Here is a 17,748-nt window from a genome sequence, read left to right as displayed (position 1 = left end):
ATCCGATTGCCGATGAACATCTCGTTTGAAATCGTCCCCAGAACCCTGGAAGCCTTCGAAAGGCAATATGCGTTTGTGCGGAGCTTGGATAACGGCATCAATATCATCAACGTGCCGGATATTCAGCGTTTCCATATTCGCAGTTGGGAGCTTGCGACGCGCATCGACCGGCTCAAATACCGTTTCATTCCGCATTTTCGCGCCATCGATTTTAAAATCGAAAGCGGCGAGTTGTATCGCATTATCGAGCAATACGAACTGGATGACGTATTGCTAGTCACCGGCGACCCGCCGGAAGGTTTGAAACGCACTTATTGCAATACCGACGTGGTAGACCTGATCCGGGCAGTGAGCCGGCGTTTCCCGAAGCTGAACATTTATGCCGGCTTCGACCCGCACCGGCAAGGCCTGCAACACGAATGCCATTATATTCAGCGCAAGGCCGATGCCGGCGCCAATGGCTTTTTTTCGCAACCGTTCTACGATCACCGCCTGGTGGAACTGTTTGCCGAACATATGGACGGCCTGGAGACCTATATCGGCATCAGTCCCGTGTTGACGCTGGCCTCGCAAAACTATTGGGAAGTAAAAAATCACGTCAAGTTTCCGAAGCATTTCACACCGGATTACGACTGGAACGTCGAATTTGCCAACCGGCTGATCAGCTCGGCGGCGGAAAACGGTTGGAACGTGTATTTCATGCCGATCAAGGTGGAGTTAAATAAATATTTCCAGCGCATAAACCTGGCCAAGCCGTTCCCTAACCATTAACCGGAACAGGTTGAGCGATTCGCATGGTGCAGTCTTCGGGCATGCATAACACATGGCAGAGCATATTCTGTTTCTTACCGGGAAATTGGCCGAAAAGCAGTTGCGCCGCACCATCGAAGACATGGCACCGGATTTCGGCTATACAGTCCATGTGCTCGGCGTCACGGTAGCGGCGCTGATGACGGCCGATATGATTCAACGCCGCCTGACCGACACTTTCGGTGCCGACCGGATTCTGGTACCCGGCCGCTGCCGGGGCGATTTGGAAGCCTTGTCCCGGCATTTTGGCATACCGGTCGAGCGCGGCCCGGAAGAACTGCACGACTTGCCGGAATTTTTCGGCAAAGTCCGCCAACGCCCGGATCTGAGCCGCTACGAACTGCGTATCTTCGCGGAGATCGTCGAAGCGCCGCACATCGATGTCGCCGCCATCCTGCGCCGGGCCGAGGAATATCGGCGCGACGGCGCGGATGTCATCGATCTGGGCTGCCTGCCATCTACTCCGTTTCCGCATTTGGCCGATGCCGTCAAGGCTCTTAAGAGCGAGGGCTTTTTGGTCAGCATCGATTCGCTCGATAGCGATAATCTGTTGCTGGCGGGGCGTGCTGGCGCCGATTATCTGTTGAGCCTCAACGAAGAGACGCTGTGGATCGCCGATGAAGTGGCGTCAACGCCGGTTTTGATTGCCACGCCGCACGGCGATTTGCATTCGCTCGACCGTGTGATTGCCAAAATGACCGCGAAAGGCCGACCATTCATCGTCGATCCTATTCTCGACCCGATTCATTTCGGCTTTACCGACTCGATCATTCGCTACCACGAAGTCAGGAGGCTGCATCCGGACGTGGAAATCATGATGGGCGTGGGCAATCTCACCGAATTGACGCACGCCGATACTGCCGGTATGAACGCCATGTTGCTGGGCATTTGTTCGGAGTTGCACGTAGGCCAGATACTGGCGACTCAGGTCAGTAAACACGCTTGCAAGGCGATCAAGGAAGCTGATCTTGCCCGCCGCATCATGCTGGCCGCGCGGGAAAGCAACCGGCTGCCCAAACATATCAACGACGGCTTGATGGCGCTGCACGAGCGCGCGCCGTTTCCATTGTCTGTTTCGGAAATACTGGAGCTACAGGCCGCCATACGTGACCCAAGCTTTCGCATCATGATTTCGGCCGAAGGGATTCATGTCTTCAACCGCGCCGGTTTGTGGACCGACAGCGATCCATTCGCCTTGTTTCCGCATTTGGGCGTCGAGAACGACGGTGGGCATGCCTTTTATCTCGGTGTGGAATTGGCGCGAGCCCAAATCGCACAGGCATTGGGTAAGCGCTACGCGCAGGATCAACCGCTCGACTGGGGTATCCATGGCCGAACCACTGAAGACCCGTCTGTCGACCCTAATTGTTACGCGCCACAAGGGACAACGTTGGAAGCATCGCCGTCGTCGCCTTGTCCTACGCCTTCAAATAATCAAAAAACTTAACCAGACAACCAAAAAGCTTCAGCGAACGAAATATACGAAAAACCACTTAGGGACGTAACTGAACCCTACAGAAAGCTAACGTTCTATTAACAGTAGCCCACGACGAGTTATCCGATCGAAACTGAACACATGCTCTCTCGGACTTTCGTAACAGCGCCCAACCAATCTTCGCCTGAAATCTGGTTCGCCTTTTTCGAGATTAATAGTGGCGCCGCAAATCGGGCATGGAGCCGAATACCGGACTAACCGAATCACTCGTAAATTACCATCGCGTAGCAGCTCAAGCTGTGCGGGCTTTTCATAAAAGTTGGTAAGCAGTTCATGCGCCGAGATAATTCGGTCATCGAATAATAATAACCAAGGCCTGATGATAGCCACCCAAGCGCCATAAGGAATCCCGAATATGCTCATCAGTAATGTGATGTCTTGTGTCGTCACAGGCTTAGGCACGGACAATGACAGCCATCCTACGAGAAAAATCAACACTGCAAATGCGCCGATAGCCAGTAACCACCCTAGAACAACCCATACGTACCATTGTCGCAATTCGATTTGTCCATGCCGAAATAGCCAGCTTGAGATCCAACTGGGTTTGACCTCGCCGAGTGCCGTCATTTGATAGTGGGCTTGTAAATCGGCTGCTTCGTTCCCCACCCGCATGTATTTTATCGACTGGTCTTCTTCCATGATTTCCGGGATCGGTTCCGCCTTGATATAGAACGTCGTGTGTCGTCCAGGACCTCCCTTTGTGCTTTTACGCTCCGGCTTTGGATAACGAGGCAACCCACGTTTACGGGCAAACTCGATGATTTGGAGCTCGCGAGTTTCGCAATATTTTTTCAACGAGCCCGACCAGTCGATCCATTTTTTTGGATCGGCATTTCCTATGGACTCACCGATAGCGGCAACAATTTCATCGGCCGTGAACCGGCGCTTCGACTCTTCGAATTCCGATTTCTTCAACGACTCCTGGGCTAACGCGCGCAATATGCGGTGGCCTTTTTCGTCGCTTGTCTCACTGTCCAACCAATCGATCAAGCATTGAATTACCTCGCGCATAAACCACCCCAAACCAGGTAACAGGCGGTATCAGTCTGGTTAGCGAACAGCCGATTCATAACAATGTCCTCCATAACAAATGCGGTATGAGAGCGAGGTTAAAATGATTTTTGAATGTAGTTATTTAGCTCAAACGCCAAGCAGGATGCCGCTTGTCGCGGGCAAAGCCTCTAGCAAGCAGAACGAGATTAGAAGAATTTCAGGAACAGTCAATTCGTTAGACTCTAAAAACGACCTGACGTTATCAAATTGGCCGTCCGCCACATGCGGAAAAAGGCATCACCGGCTCAATAAGCCAATTATTTTCAACAACGCCAAATCATATCAATCGTGGTTTCCAGAGCTTTGTGACCCAAATCAGGTCACTTTGCGGCCGGGACATTTGCGAGTTGTCTTCTTAGCATATCGACAACAATCGTTAATCAACTCAGAGGCGCTTATGTCAACACTGGATGAAGATCTTGCCCGGTTAAATTTCGAATATCTCATGCTTGCAAGGGAATGCGCACGCAGCAATCCGGCGGAAACAGCCTGGCGCTTTGGATTAGATCGGGTTGGCATAGACCGTCTCGCAGGCATGACACAGGAGCGACTTCGTGAACGGGCCGAAAGTAGTCGTGCAGTGATTCAGTTATTGCCTGTCTATGCCCCAAGCAACTTGCCCATGGTTGCCTATGTGGATCTGCTCCAACCCAATATCACTGGAACCGCGAATGAAACCAATGCCCTTTAAAAACAGGCCAAACATTGGCGCAGACTTGCTATTGGCGGAAAAACTAATCCAACTCGGCGCCCGTCCTCCAATTGTCAGCCAACTCTGCCATTTAACTCGAAAGCAAAGCATCGCATTTTTTAAGACGGTACAAGGGCAAGCACCCAAACAAGGCATGCTGCCACACGATCATCAATGGGCCATTCGCTCGGCGTTCAACAACATTCATGCCTCGCTATTTTTAAGCATGATTGAAGATATCAGACACCGGCTTTCTACCCCGAACCTGGATGCGACCTTACTGGTTGCGGCTTATGAGATCTACAGCAACGTTGCTTCCAGAATTTTAGCCGATTGGCAATATATCCAATCTCGCTCCAGCCAACATTATCCGTTAGACATCAACCGGGCTTGGTATTTAATTAGCCTGCTCTCGGCGGGTGATTTGGTTTTCATGATCTGCGGGCGTTGCCGCGCCCGTTACCTGGGTATGATTCACCCTGATGCCGCATTTAGTCAATGCCCTATCTGTGATGTATGGACTGATCGCTCAGGTCGGCGACGCTGGATTTCCACAAAATCAAAAATGCTCACATTGAACAAACCCAGCGCTCGTTAGAGACGATCCATTAGCAACTAAGGAGAAGTCGCATGCATATCGTTGTCGTCACAGCCACCAGTTCTCAAATACCTCAGCCAATCCATGGCAAAAATCTAGCCCGATTGGCCCGCGAATGCTTTGCCAATCAGCAATCGCTGACAATTGATTTTAAGGACGTTAAAAGCATCACGCTGGGGTTCTTTCAGGAATTGTTTTTGCCATTGATCGCCGAATTCGGATCCGACTTTCTGAAATCGAAACTGAAAATAGTCAATATGGCGGGGTACATCGACAACATGATGCAGTCAGCATTCAAAAATCTCGAGGTCTACTTTGACAAACTGACGGCGATCGATGAACTGGGTTGCGATGAAGAGATTTATGCCATGAATCAGGCCTGGCTCATCAAAGCCAGAGAAATCGCACGGGAGAACCCGGTACTAACCGAACTGGTACTTGGCATTACAGATGAAACCATGCGCTTGGCAGTTGAACGTTTATCTTTAGAAGACATTGATTTCATTGCCCGCTCCAACTGGCTATGTTTTACACCCCGATTTTCGAGTCAGTTTATTCAAAACATCAACAGAGAATCGCCACCGATGGTGGAAGCCATGCTCGGATTAAGCGGCACTATTGATTAAGGGAGGCAGCTAATGCTCAAGAAATATCAACAGCAAACCTTGGCAATAGAACTGCTCAATCTCCATGCGAAAGTCAAAATCGTGCATCAAGCAACGGGAATTCCGGTCAAGCTATTGAGACAGACTTACCGTCAATTACATGGCCGATCGCCCAGCCGTGGATCAATCAAGTTTTCAACCCGAGGTTTGACCGGTAGTCACCGTAAGTATAAAGACGTAACCATCTTCGCCGTGTGTTTTCAGGTTGCCACGACCAAATCGACAGAAAGCCAAATCCAGACACTAATTACCGCCTTTAATGCGTATAAAAAATCATATCCCTTGGGACAACTCGAGTTTTCCGATGCTTGGGTGGTGGCACAGGACATCAAAGATAAACGAGTTCAACTTTCAAAGTGTCCACAATGTCGATCTTGGGTTTTGTTAAAAGCCCGTGAAGATCTCGCTGATCGCTGCAGCGTCTGCAAAATACATTTATGAGAATGTTAACCAAAAATATTTGAATCCTGAGTAAGAAAAAATGGCAACCAATCCGGTCATTGCTTTATTTAAAACAAGGCCGGATCGAATCGGCGAGTGTCGGCTTCCGGCGGGAAAGATTGCTAGCCATCCCTGGCTAGCAATCGCGCCTACACCGCCACGTGTTTGCCTGCGGCGGCCCTGGCCGTCCGCGTCACCTCGGCTTTGACCCAACAAGGGGATCAAAGCCTTGGCTCTCGCATGACTCGACGCCGTTTCGCGATGCCTTGCAGTTTTTCTACTCGAAAAACCGCCCGGCGCTACGGCTTCCAGGGACTACTCAACCTTCACTCGCTAGCGCATCGTTTCCAAGGTTTCGCAGCGCCAGTGACCTATTTATTGATAGACAACAAATACATGAGTAACGCCCATAAACGTCAGTCGGTATTGAGACCTATCATGATTGATCTTGAGGCGGTTTCGGAAGTCACAGGGCTTTCTGAATCTACCATCCAATCATTGATTCGTGCCGATGAGTTCCCTAAGCCTCGTAAAGCATCTGCACGCCGTTCCTGCTGGTTACTACGTGAAATTGAAGAATGGGCTGAATCGCGTCCTGTTTCCGATTTATTGCCCCCCCCTAATACGGCAATAGGCGGACGCAACGGCAAACCTAAATCTCGAAACGCTTTGCCAATGACTCAAGATGCTCTGACAGATTAAAGAGCCATAGGCGTTTTTCATCGTCATATTGATGCCGATTATAAGTTCCCACCACACCGGGTAACATATGACCGAGAATCGTTTCACCTACGGAATCTGGACATCCTAATTTTGCAAGCAAGGTGCGTGACGTCCGTCGCAAATCATGCGGTGCCCAATGAGTCACCGTTAATCGAGGCCTCACCTGCTCAGGGCGAATCTGACTATAGGGTTGCCTATAAAATACCTGTTCAGTGACGTATTTTTGTTCGATGTGCCCCACTTTATGACGGGATGGAAATAGAAAACCGTCTCCATATAGTTTTTTCCGCCGTAACACCACTGTCAAACCTCTACCGAATAAGGGCACCCTTTGATCTGTAGCAGTTTCATGTCGGGCATTTTTCGTTCTAATTTTCGGTATCGTCCACCAAACTTGACTGCCCTCTTCACTAATTTCAGTTCCTGACATGCCGACAATTTCTGAGCCGCGAGTTCCGGTCCAAAGATATAACATTAGAACGTCAGTAATTATCGGTGCGAAATTTGGAAGCCAAGCTATCAATTCACCGATTTCGTCTTCAGTGAGTACGCGTTTGACCACGCCGATGTTCTTACCTTCTATGGTCTTTCCTTTTGATCTAATTTTTCCACGTAAAATTAAGCGCCACCAATTAACTGCAGCTTCAGGTAGTCTGCCGGCATCCATTGCATAATCCCATGCTGCTCCTAACTCACATCGTAATTTTCCGGCCTGCACGGGCGATATCGCGGCGTACTTTTGAATCAAATCAAAAGCCATTGCGCGGGTAATTGCAGTGGATGGTAAATCCGCCATATCACCCAGCATCGTGTTAAACATCCTAGTAATTTCAGTAGAGCCTTTTTTGGCTCTGTGGCGACAAACATGTCCAGCTAAATATTCATCACACAGCACTCGGACTGTATAAGCGTTTTCAGAATTTGCCGCCTCTTGTTTTAATATTAAAGCTTTTGCCTCTAATTTAGCTTGCTTTGCATCTAATACAGGATCATTACCAGAATCACGCTGGTTTTTCAAAGCTTCCCAAGCGACAATAGCCACTGGAAATGACATAGACGGCCAATGACCAATTGACACCTGCCTAAGGCGTCCATCAACAGTGCTTCTATACCGATAAAACCAAGTTCTCACCTTTGCCATGGCAGACAAACGCAGTCCAGGATAATCGTCAAAAGCCATATGCTGTCCTGGCTGCAAAGCTTTAGCGGTGCGGGCATCGAATTGCATTTTAGTATAGGTTTTTTTGTTGATCGATGACACGAGTATAACTCGAAAAAACCTATACTAAAACCTATACTAAACAGCAAAGTGCAGGGAAGTTTTGAAAAGTGTAGCTGAAGTGAACCCGGCTCACAACATAGAACAATTATTTGTTATTTCATTAATTTACGAATGAATATCCAAACAAAACAAGACAGCAAGCAAGGCAACGAAACACAGCATACCCCGATGATGCAACAGTATCTCCGCATCAAAGCCCAGCACCCTACGACACTGGTGTTTTATCGCATGGGGGATTTTTACGAACTGTTTTTCGACGACGCCAAAAAGGCCGCGCAATTACTCGACATCACCCTGACCGCGCGCGGCCATTCCGGCGGCCAGCCGATTCCGATGGCAGGCATTCCCTATCACGCGGCGGAAAATTACATCGCGCGCTTGTTGAAACAAGGGGAATCCATCGCGATTTGCGAGCAGATCGGCGACCCGGCCAAATCGAAAGGGCCGGTCGAACGCAAGGTAGTACGTATAGTGACGCCGGGCACCGTCACCGACGAAACCTTGCTGGAAGATCGCAAGGACAATCTGTTGGTAGCGCTGGCGAAATTCGATAAATGCTATGGCCTGGCTTCGCTCGATCTGGGCAGTGGCAAGTTCGTACTGCGGCAAATCGACAGTGAAAGCCAGTTGCTTAGCGAACTCGAGCGACTGAGCCCGGCCGAACTGCTTTTTAGCGAAGACGTTGCCCTACCGGCCGCCATCAGGGAGCGCAAGGGGTTATGCAAGCGGCCGCCCTGGCATTTTGATTTGGACAGCTGTCGGCAGTTGATACTGAAACAGTTCAACAGCCACGACTTGAAGGGCTTTGGTTGCGAACACCTGCCCTCGGCGATTTGCGCGGCTGGTTGTTTGCTGCAATATGTGCGTGATACGCAACAAAGCGCCCTGCCCCATATTCAGGGCATCAGCGTCGAACACGCGGACGACGGTATCAGCCTGGATGCCGCCAGCCGCCGCAACCTGGAACTCGATACGCATCCCAGCGGCCAAGCGCGCTTCACGCTGCTCGGTGTGCTGGATAAAACCGCCACCGCGATGGGCAGCCGCTGCTTGCGGCGCTGGCTGCACCGGCCGCTACGCGATCAAGCCGTCATCAACGGACGCTACGCCTGCATCGCCAGCTTGCTGGATAACGAACGTTACCAAAATCTTCAGGCCAGCCTGAGGCAAGTCGGCGACATAGAGCGCATCAGTTCGCGTATCGCGTTGAAATCGGCCCGCCCGCGCGACCTGCTGGTATTGCGCCACACGCTAGCCGTGCTGCCCGAACTGCAGCAACAACTAAGCGACAGCGACACTCCTCACTTGGAGAGCCTGCGCCAGCAATTGCGCGAGCATCCCGAACTGGTCGAACTGCTGCGGCGCGCGATCGTCGACAATCCGCCGGTACTGATCCGTGACGGCGGCGTGATTGCCCCCGGCTACAACGCCGAGCTGGACGAATTGCGCGATCTCAGCCAAAACGCCGATCAGTTCTTGATCGACATGGAGCAGCGCGAACGGCAGAGCACCGGGATAGCCACCCTGAAAGTCAATTACAACCGGGTGCATGGTTACTACATCGAAATTTCCAACGCCCAAGCCGACAAGGTACCGGCCCATTACACCCGCAAACAAACGCTGAAGGGCGCCGAGCGTTACATTACCGCGGAACTGAAAAGCTTCGAAGACAAGGTGCTCAGCGCGCGGGAAAAATCCTTGAGCTTCGAAAAAGCCCTGTACGACGAATTGCTCGGCATCCTGGCCGAGGCCTTGCTCGATTTACAGCGGTGCGCGGACGCATTGGCGGAACTGGATGTATTGGTCAATTTCGCCGAACGCGCCGAAACGCTGAATCTGACTCAACCCGCCCTGACGCAAGAACCCGGCATCCATATCGTCGGTGGCCGCCATCCCGTCGTCGAACAACTCTCCAGTATCCCGTTCGTCGCCAACGATCTGGACTTTTCCGGCGACCGCCGTATGCTGGTGATCACCGGCCCGAACATGGGCGGTAAGTCGACCTACATGCGGCAAGCGGCATTGATCGTGTTGATGGCCCATATCGGCTGCTATGTCCCCGCGCAATCCTTGACCTGCGGACCGATAGACAAGATCTTCACCCGCATCGGCGCCTCGGACGACTTGTCCAGCGGCCGCTCGACCTTCATGGTGGAAATGTCGGAAACCGCCAACATTCTGCATAATGCCACCGCCAACAGCCTGATTTTGATGGATGAAATCGGCCGCGGCACCAGCACCTTCGATGGTTTGTCGCTGGCCTGGGCATGCGCGGATTATCTGGCGCGCAATGTCAGAGCCTTTACCCTGTTTGCGACGCATTATTTCGAGTTGACGACACTGGCGGAGGAGCAAACCGGCATCTATAACATTCATCTGGATGCCATGGAACACGGCGACAAAATCGTGTTCTTACATGCAGTCAAGGAAGGCCCCGCCAGCCAGAGTTATGGCTTGCAGGTCGCCGCCCTGGCCGGCGTGCCGCAAAGCGTGATCATTCACGCCAAGCAAAAGCTGACCCACCTGGAAAATACCGCTTATATCGAGCAGCAGAGCCATCAAGAGGTCAATCAATTCGACTTGTTTACCAGCCAGGAATGTCATCCGGCAGTGGTGTTGCTGGAGCAACTCGATCCGGACAACCTGAGTCCGCGCCAGGCGCTGGAGACTTTGTATCGCTTGAAGGCGATGTTGTAATACGCTCAAGCTGCGCTCTGTAGATGGGAAACCTCGGCTTCCCATCTACAGAGCGATTGAATATGGCTATTACCGTGGTTGCGCGGATTGCCCCGCAACCTCGGCCATTTCAGGACCGTGCTGATGCCAGTAAGAACCGCCCACCAAAAAAACCATCACCAACAGGTACAGCACGGCGGCAATGTTTTTGACCCTTTTGATTTTGTCTGCGTCGTTTTGACTTTGCATATGACCTTTCCATCTCGATTGCCGGCACAGGCTACGCACCGATGCCAGGCTGGGTTGTAAGTAATAAACGCTGTAGTCCGCTTTTGCGCAATCATGAACCTAAAAACGGCAGCAAGTCCACGAAAATCACGAAATACACGAAAGAAATCATTGCGTTATGAAGCTTATCGATCTCTTATCGATTCATCTGTTCGGTACTGCTCTGTAGGTGTGATAACGGTTTGAAACTTTTCGTGATTTTCGTGTGTTTCGTGGACAAAATGATTTTTCTAGGTTGAAAGCTATTCCCTCGGAAGCCACGCAACGTCCTGATTGAACCTAGAAGAAGCACTTAGAAAAAACCAAACCTTTTTCACGCCAAAGTCATGCGGGGAGTGCGATTGCTTTAGCTGTCGCAACGCGTTCAACTCTGCCCGGCTTGCTGGTTTTGCCCCGGTATGCCTCGCTCCCTCGGCATACAAACTATTTTTGCATCAGGTGCCACCCTTCATCAGGCTCAACAAATCGTCCGCCGACATTTTACCGCTAATATCGGCGCCGTCCAGCAAGCTGTCGGCCAGATCGCGCTTATGGCTGTGTAATGCAACGATTTTTTCCTCGATAGTTTGCTTGGCGATCATCCGGTAAATCGTCACTGGCCGCTGCTGCCCCATGCGGTGCGCGCGGTCGGAGGCCTGGTCCTCGACCGCCGGATTCCACCATGGGTCCATGTGAATCACGTAGTCCGCGGCGGTCAGGTTCAAGCCGACGCCGCCGGCTTTCAGGCTGATCAAGAACAATTCACCCTCTCCGCGCTGAAAGGCATCGACCCTCAGCTGACGCTCTTTGGCTGGCGTGCCGCCATCCAGATACTGGTAACGGATACCGCGCTGTTCGACATATTCCTTGATCAATTGCAGGTGATCGACGAACTGGCTGAACACCAGCGCCTTGTGTTTGTTGTCCAGCAATTCCTCGACGATCTCACCGAAAGCCGCCAGTTTGCTGCTCGGCAAGACCATCGCAGCATTGACCAGGCGCGTGTTGCAGCAGCTTCGGCGTAATTTGGAGATGGCCGCCAGGATTTGCAGATGCCGGGCGCCGGGCGCGTCCCTGGATTCGGCCAGTTCCGCCAGGCTGTCGCGGCGCAAGGCTTCGTAAAACGCCATTTCCTCAGAGCTGAGCTCGACGTAGATCGGAATCTCGGTGCGCGGCGGCAATTCTTGCAAGACCTGGGTCTTGGTGCGGCGCAGAATGAAAGGCTGGATCAACTTCTTCAGGCGATAGCGCGCCTCGGTGCTGCGGTCGCGTTCGATCGGGCCGGCGAAGCGCTGGTTGTATTGCTCCAAAGAGCCCAGCAAGCCGGGATTGATGAATCTGAACAAATTCCACAATTCACCCAAATGGTTTTCCAGCGGCGTGCCGGTCATGATGACCTTGAAACCGGCCTGCAGATTCATCGCCCCTTGCGAGCGCCGGGTGGCAATGTTTTTGATCCATTGCGCCTCGTCCAGAATCACGGTGCCGAACTCGATCTTGGCCAGCATCTCGGCCACCTGCTCCTGTTGCAACAGGCCATAGCTGCAAATCAGCACGTCGAAAGGCTGCAGGTTTTCCAGCAATTTTTGCCGGTCGCCGCTACCCAGCACGATGGGTTTCAGGGTTGGCGCGAAGCGGTTGGCTTCGTTTTCCCAATTCGCGCAGACCGACGTCGGCGCGACGATCAGGGCCGGACCTTGCGGCGCCCGTTCGACCAGCAGCGCAAGACCTTGCACGGTCTTGCCCAGCCCCATGTCATCCGCAAGACAGGCGCCGACACCCCATTGCGCCAGGCGCGCCAGCCAACGGTAGCCATCCATTTGGTAATCGCGCAGTTCGGCCTGAAAAGTCGACGGCACTTGCGGCTGATAATCCCGCGCCGCTTGCAGCCGCTGCATATGCATCTGCCAGTGCTTGTCGGCCTTGAAACCGGCTTCGTCCTGCCAGTCTTCCAGCGTCAGCGCCGCCAACGGATTCAGCCGCACTTTCTTGCCGCTGATGTCCGCATAGGCCTTCAGTTCTTCTAATCGGCGGCGGAATTCTTCGGTCAGGGCGATGAACTGGCCATCTTTCAATTGCAGGAAACGCCCTTGGCTATTCTCGAGCAAGCCTAGCAACTGCTGGATTTCGATCACGGTGTCTTCACTGACTTTCAATTCGCCTTGCACGGCAAACCAATCGTTGTCGCGCTTGACCTGGATATTCAGACCCTTGCCACTGCTCTGTCCCAACACCTTGAAGCGCACGCCCTCCGGCCACTCCAGCAAGGCCTGCCCTTCCGCCAGCGACTGGGCTTGCAATAAAAACTCCAGGCAATGCTCGGGATGCTCCAACAGCCATTCGCCGGCGATATCCCGGTCGGCCTGTTGCAAAGCCGGGCACAAGTCGATGACCTCCGTGACACGCTGTTGCTCAAGTTTGAAATCGCGTCGAGTCTGCAAACGCTTGCCGTCGATTTCGGCCAACACGCTCTCGCCGCCCTGCCCCGGCTGGAAATAAGCGCCGCCGTTGGCAAACGGTCGCACCAGCACGGCCACGCGCAAGCCGTCGCCATGCGGCAACAAATGAATGCGCGGCATGCTGTCTGCCTGAACCTGTTCAGCGGTGCTGGAACTACCGCCGATGTCGGAATGCACCGTCAACAAGCCGGAAATGCTGGTCAACGTTTGCAATACTCGCTCTTGCGCCGATGCGGGCACTTCCAGCCCCTTAGGACCGAGGACGGCGTAAATTTTGTGGTGATCGGCGGTAAATTCCACCACGCGCAAACGCGTCGGGGTTTCCTTGGAGATATGAAACTTCTGTTCATAACCCGGCGCCGGCTCCAGGCTGATCTTGATCTTGTCGCCGTTTTGTTTTTTGACGCGCAGTTCAGCCTCCCCCTTGACTACTTCGACCTTCACTTCCGGCGCGTCCGCCCAGAACAGCAAAGGATGACCTATCAAAGCCAACGGCATGCCGTTATCGAATTCAAAATAGGTACTGCCGCCGTACCAGCCCGAATCACGGTACTCCTTGATATGAGCACACAGTTTGACGTCATGCTCGCTCAGATAATCGAAACCATCGCGCTCCAGCGCCAGCCGCTTCAAGGCTATCGCCCGCCCTTTGCTCCAGCCGCCCTTGGCTTGCTGTTTTTGTTCTTTTGGTTCGGTGATGAGGCTGTGCCTGTTTTCCACGAAGCTCACCATCCAGACCAGCCGAGTCGGTTTTTCGGCTTGTTGGGCGATTTCGCTTTTCTTGTCGGCTACCGGCAGATTCAGCAAGGCATCCAGTGCGACTTCCCAATCGGCGCGGCTGACGAACAAATCGGCCAAAGCCGCATGACCTTCCCGGAAAAACCCTTTGTCCCATTGGTCTGATTTGGCGTGCTGCAAGCGGCTGAAAATCGCTGCCAACTCCGCCGCCGGCCAGCGATAGCCGTTATTGAATAAATGACTGTAGAGCTGTTGATCGACGGGTTCGATTTTGCTGGCAAAATCGGCTTTGACCCAAAATCGGGTCAATAGCAACAACACGGGTTGCATGGCCGGCATATGCAACGCGCTTTCTGGCGTACCGCTTTCGCGAAAGCCATTGCTGACGCGAAATTCGGTCGTTATCGACCTGAACAGCAATTGGTCGCGCACCGACAAATCGCCTTGCAAAAACCGCTGAAACATAGCCAGATAGTGATACACACTACCCCAATAGCCACGGCTCTTGCCGGCTTGCGTCAATAGCGCATTGAGCTTGGCCCGCTGTTTGGCGTCGCCCGCTTTCATGATCGCCAACGGATAAAACACGCCGGCCAAGCCGTAAAAATAGGTATTTCGTTGACCGCTGCGCTTTCTGAGCAAGGCCAGTGCTCTTTCAAATCCGCCGATGGCCTCAGCATGATCGCCCCGCAAAAATAGCAGCATCGCGGCGATGGCCAGCAATTCCGGCTCTTCCGTCCCCATCAGCAAGGCCGACACCTCATGCCAGTCGCCGCGCAATAGCTTCAATTCCAGATACAAGCGCGTGAAAGTCGGATCATCCCGGCCTTCGCTATCTTCCAACTGCTGTTTGAAGAAGACGTCGAGCTCGGGCTGGCCATACAGGTAAATCAGCTGGTGCAAGGCCGCGTAACCCGCCATTTCCCTGATGATCAGCGGATGATGTCGTTGAAACCAAAACACATCCAGCGGATTCAAAAACCAGGACAAATACAAGTCGATATGGCTGGGCAGGTTGCCCGGATAACGCCGGCCGACCTCCAGACAAGCCTGCATTTGTTGATAATCGCCCTGATGAAAATAAATGCGGGCCTCGCGGATGCAATCGTCGGCAGTGTTGTAGCGGTAATAGCCTTTACCCGGCGGATTCAACGCCAGCACTTCGGCAGCATATCTCTCGAATTCCTTTTCATCGACCAATTGCCGGGTGATCACTTCGACCAAAGCACGCGAGCAACGGGTACCGCCAGGCCGCACGTTTTCCTCCAATATGCCCTCGGCGACCAGCGGCCGCAAACGCGCCTTGACCGTTTCCGATTTCAGCACGCGACTGCCTTCCTTGATGCCCAAACCGGAAAGGGCTTTGGCCAGGTTGGTCAGCGAGCAATAGCCGTTATAAACGGCCAGCACGTTGACGAGGGTTTGCAAATCGGCCGGCAAAGCCTGGTAGGCTTGCAACAGTTTGGTGCGTTGTGCTTGATGCATGGGGTGTTGGAATGAAAGGTTAAGCAATGACAAAAAAGGTCGCCAACTAAAACAAAAAAGCCCGCGTATTGCGGGCTTTATAGAAGAGCTAAAGCCGGATTAAAGGGCTTCCAACTTAAACCGGGACAGTTATTCTAGTGAGCCGTTCGTGGTGAGCTTGTCGAACCATGAACCCAAAGCCCTTCGACAGGCTCAGGGCGAACGGTTGTCCCGCCTGAAACGGGTAGCCGATTAAAGCTTGGCCAGTACCTTGGCGACCGTCTCGCCCATCGCCGCCGGAGTCGGTGCGATGGTGACGCCCAGCTCTTGCAAACGCTCGACTTTTTCTGCCGCCGATTCGCCGGATGCCGAAATGATCGCCCCGGCATGGCCCATGCGGCGGCCTTTTGGCGCGGTCAAACCGGCGATGTAAGCCACGACCGGTTTGCTCATGTGCTCATTGGCGAAGACGCCGGCTTCGACTTCTTGCGGGCCGCCGATTTCGCCGATCATCATCACGACCTTGGTTTCCGGGTCTTGCTCGAATTTTTCCAGAATGTCACGGTGCGAACTGCCGTTGATCGGGTCGCCGCCGATACCGACCGAAGTCGAGACGCCGATACCCAATGCTTTCATTTGGTCGGCAGCTTCATAGCCCAAGGTCCCGGAACGGCCGACGATGCCGACATTACCCGGCATGTAGATATGGCCCGGCATGATGCCCAGCATGGATTTGCCGGGGCTGATGGTGCCGGCGCAATTTGGGCCGGTCAGGACCATGCGGCTTTCTTTCGGGAATTTGCTCAGGAAGATTTTGACCTTCATCATGTCCTGGGTTGGAATACCGTCGGTGATGCAAACGCAGTATTTGATGCCGGCTTCGGCCGCTTCCATGATCGAATCGGCTGCATAAGCGGGCGGCACGAACACGATGCTGGCTTCGGCGCCGACTTGCTCGACCGCTTCTTTCACGGTGTTGAACACCGGACGCTCCAGATGTTTTTGTCCACCTTTGCCCGGCGTGATGCCGCCGACCACGTTGGAGCCGTATTCGATCATTTCCTGGGCGTGAAAGGTACCGATTTTGCCGGTAAAACCTTGAACGATGATGCGGGTGTCTTTATCGATAAAAATTGCCATGTGTATTCCTCAACCTTGCGCGGCTACAACCTGATTACGTGCTTCAACCGCTTTCTCGGCGGCTTCCGCCAAGGTGTCGGCCATGATGATAGGCAGTCCGCTGTCGGCGATGATCTTGCGACCTTCCTCGACATTGGTGCCGGACAGACGCACGATCAAGGGCACCTTCATGTCGATTTTTTTCACCGCATGCACCACGCCTTCGGCGATCCAGTCGCAGCGATTGATACCGGCAAAGATGTTGACCAGCATGGCCTTGACATTCTTGTCCTGCAACACCATGCGGAAGGCTTTTTCGGTACGCTCCGGCGACGCGCCGCCGCCGACGTCCAGGAAGTTGGCAGGCTCGCCGCCGGCCAGTTTGATCATGTCCATGGTCGCCATCGCCAAGCCGGCGCCGTTGATCATGCAGCCAATGTCGCCGTCCAGCCCCACGTAGCTCAAACCACGATCGGCCGCCGCCATTTCGCGCGGGTCTTCCTGGGTCTTGTCGCGCAACTCGGAAATTTTTTGCCGACGGAACAAGGCGTTATCGTCGAACGACATTTTCGCGTCCAGCGCGATCAAATCACCGTGGCCGGTGATGACCAGCGGATTGATTTCGACCATGTTGGCGTCCAGGTCGCGCATCGCCCGATAGCAACCGTGGATCAATTTGACCGCTTGCGGCACTTGATCCGCGTTCAGCCCCAGGGCAAACGCCATTTCGCGGGCCTGAAAATCCTGCAAACCGACCGCCGGTTCGATGTAGACTTTTTTGATCGCGTCGGGATTGGTCTCAGCCAATTCCTCGATTTCCATGCCACCTTGCGCAGAGCCCACCATCACGATGCGCTCGCGCGCACGGTCGATCAGCAAACTGAAATACAATTCCTTGGCGATGTCGGTACCTGCCTCGACATACAAACGCAGACATTGTTTGCCGGCAGGGCCGGTTTGATGCGTGACCAGTTTCTTGCCCAGCAAGCTTTCCGCCGCTTCGCTGACTTCGTCGTGGGTTTTGCAAACCTTGATGCCGCCGGCCTTGCCGCGGGCACCGGAATGAATTTGCGCCTTGACCACCCAAACATGGCCGCCGATTTCGCGGGCACGCTGTATGGCATCTTCGGGGCTATAGGCCAAACCGCCGTCGGCGATTTTCACGCCATATTCGGACAGCAGTTGTTTTGCTTGGTACTCATGAATGTCCATGGTATCTCTCTGAATGAATAAAAATCTCGTAGGCTGGGTTGAGCTCTCGGCGAAA

14 protein-coding genes are annotated in these 17,748 nt (G+C 53.3%); 8 read left to right on the top strand and 6 right to left on the bottom strand.

From position 1 onward, the window contains the following. The first annotated feature begins 12 nt into the window (after positions 1–12). Complete coding sequence (locus NM686_RS05425) at positions 13–771, top strand: methylenetetrahydrofolate reductase (protein WP_255186866.1); 759 nt, start codon at positions 13–15, stop codon at positions 769–771. Between the two features lie 52 nt (positions 772–823). Next, entirely contained in the window at positions 824–2,257 is a 1,434-nt protein-coding gene (locus NM686_RS05420; protein WP_255186865.1) for a DUF6513 domain-containing protein, read from the top strand. Between the two features lie 75 nt (positions 2,258–2,332). Here the strand turns inward: NM686_RS05420 and NM686_RS05415 are convergent, their stop codons facing one another. Next, positions 2,333–3,316, bottom strand: coding sequence for a polysulfide reductase NrfD family protein (locus NM686_RS05415; RefSeq protein WP_255186864.1), 984 nt, complete (start codon positions 3,314–3,316; stop codon positions 2,333–2,335). A gap of 103 nt (positions 3,317–3,419) precedes the next feature. On the opposite strand from NM686_RS05415, the gene NM686_RS05410 reads away from it, so the two are divergent. From NM686_RS05410 to NM686_RS05390, 5 genes are all read left to right on the top strand, one after another. Continuing rightward, on the top strand, positions 3,420–4,049 hold the full coding sequence (locus tag NM686_RS05410; protein WP_255186863.1) for a flagellar transcriptional regulator FlhD: 630 nt from the start codon (positions 3,420–3,422) through the stop codon (positions 4,047–4,049). Further along, positions 4,030–4,647, top strand: coding sequence for a FlhC family transcriptional regulator (locus NM686_RS05405; protein WP_255186862.1), 618 nt, complete (start codon positions 4,030–4,032; stop codon positions 4,645–4,647). Before NM686_RS05410 ends, NM686_RS05405 begins: the two co-directional genes overlap by 20 nt. Before the next feature lie 32 nt (positions 4,648–4,679). Then, the gene (locus NM686_RS05400; protein ID WP_255186861.1) at positions 4,680–5,273 is read left to right on the top strand and encodes an STAS-like domain-containing protein; all 594 of its coding nucleotides are present in this window, start codon (positions 4,680–4,682) and stop codon (positions 5,271–5,273) included. Positions 5,274–5,285: 12 nt separating this feature from the next. Continuing rightward, positions 5,286–5,753: a FlhC family transcriptional regulator gene (locus NM686_RS05395; RefSeq protein ID WP_064025942.1), complete on the top strand. Its 468-nt coding sequence runs from the start codon at positions 5,286–5,288 to the stop codon at positions 5,751–5,753. Positions 5,754–5,993: 240 nt separating this feature from the next. After that, positions 5,994–6,455, top strand: a complete 462-nt coding sequence (locus tag NM686_RS05390; RefSeq protein WP_269022486.1) for a helix-turn-helix transcriptional regulator — start codon at positions 5,994–5,996, stop codon at positions 6,453–6,455. Here the strand turns inward: NM686_RS05390 and NM686_RS05385 are convergent. Next, positions 6,406–7,737 carry a tyrosine-type recombinase/integrase gene (locus NM686_RS05385; RefSeq protein ID WP_255186859.1) on the bottom strand — a complete coding sequence of 444 codons (1,332 nt, stop codon included), beginning with the start codon at positions 7,735–7,737 and terminating at the stop codon, positions 6,406–6,408. The genes NM686_RS05390 and NM686_RS05385 overlap by 50 nt on opposite strands. A gap of 132 nt (positions 7,738–7,869) precedes the next feature. On the opposite strand from NM686_RS05385, the gene mutS reads away from it, so the two are divergent. Continuing rightward, entirely contained in the window at positions 7,870–10,455 is a 2,586-nt protein-coding gene (mutS, locus tag NM686_RS05380; protein ID WP_255186858.1) for a DNA mismatch repair protein MutS, read from the top strand. A gap of 69 nt (positions 10,456–10,524) precedes the next feature. On the opposite strand, the gene NM686_RS05375 is transcribed toward mutS, so the two are convergent. From NM686_RS05375 to NM686_RS05360, 4 genes are all read right to left on the bottom strand, one after another. Further along, positions 10,525–10,683 carry a hypothetical protein gene (locus tag NM686_RS05375; protein WP_255186857.1) on the bottom strand — a complete coding sequence of 53 codons (159 nt, stop codon included), beginning with the start codon at positions 10,681–10,683 and terminating at the stop codon, positions 10,525–10,527. A gap of 473 nt (positions 10,684–11,156) precedes the next feature. Next, positions 11,157–15,383: a DEAD/DEAH box helicase gene (locus tag NM686_RS05370; RefSeq protein ID WP_255186856.1), complete on the bottom strand. Its 4,227-nt coding sequence runs from the start codon at positions 15,381–15,383 to the stop codon at positions 11,157–11,159. A gap of 231 nt (positions 15,384–15,614) precedes the next feature. Further along, a complete protein-coding gene (gene sucD, locus NM686_RS05365) occupies positions 15,615–16,502 on the bottom strand; it encodes a succinate--CoA ligase subunit alpha (protein WP_255186855.1) in 888 nt (295 codons plus the stop codon). Between the two features lie 9 nt (positions 16,503–16,511). After that, positions 16,512–17,693, bottom strand: coding sequence for a malate--CoA ligase subunit beta (locus tag NM686_RS05360; protein ID WP_255186854.1), 1,182 nt, complete (start codon positions 17,691–17,693; stop codon positions 16,512–16,514). Between the last annotated feature and the right edge of the window lie 55 nt (positions 17,694–17,748).

Source organism: Methylomonas rapida (assembly GCF_024360925.2).
Lineage (GTDB): Bacteria > Pseudomonadota > Gammaproteobacteria > Methylococcales > Methylomonadaceae > Methylomonas > Methylomonas rapida.
Note: the sequence above shows the minus strand (reverse complement) of the source record. Positions and strands in the feature narration are given on the sequence as shown.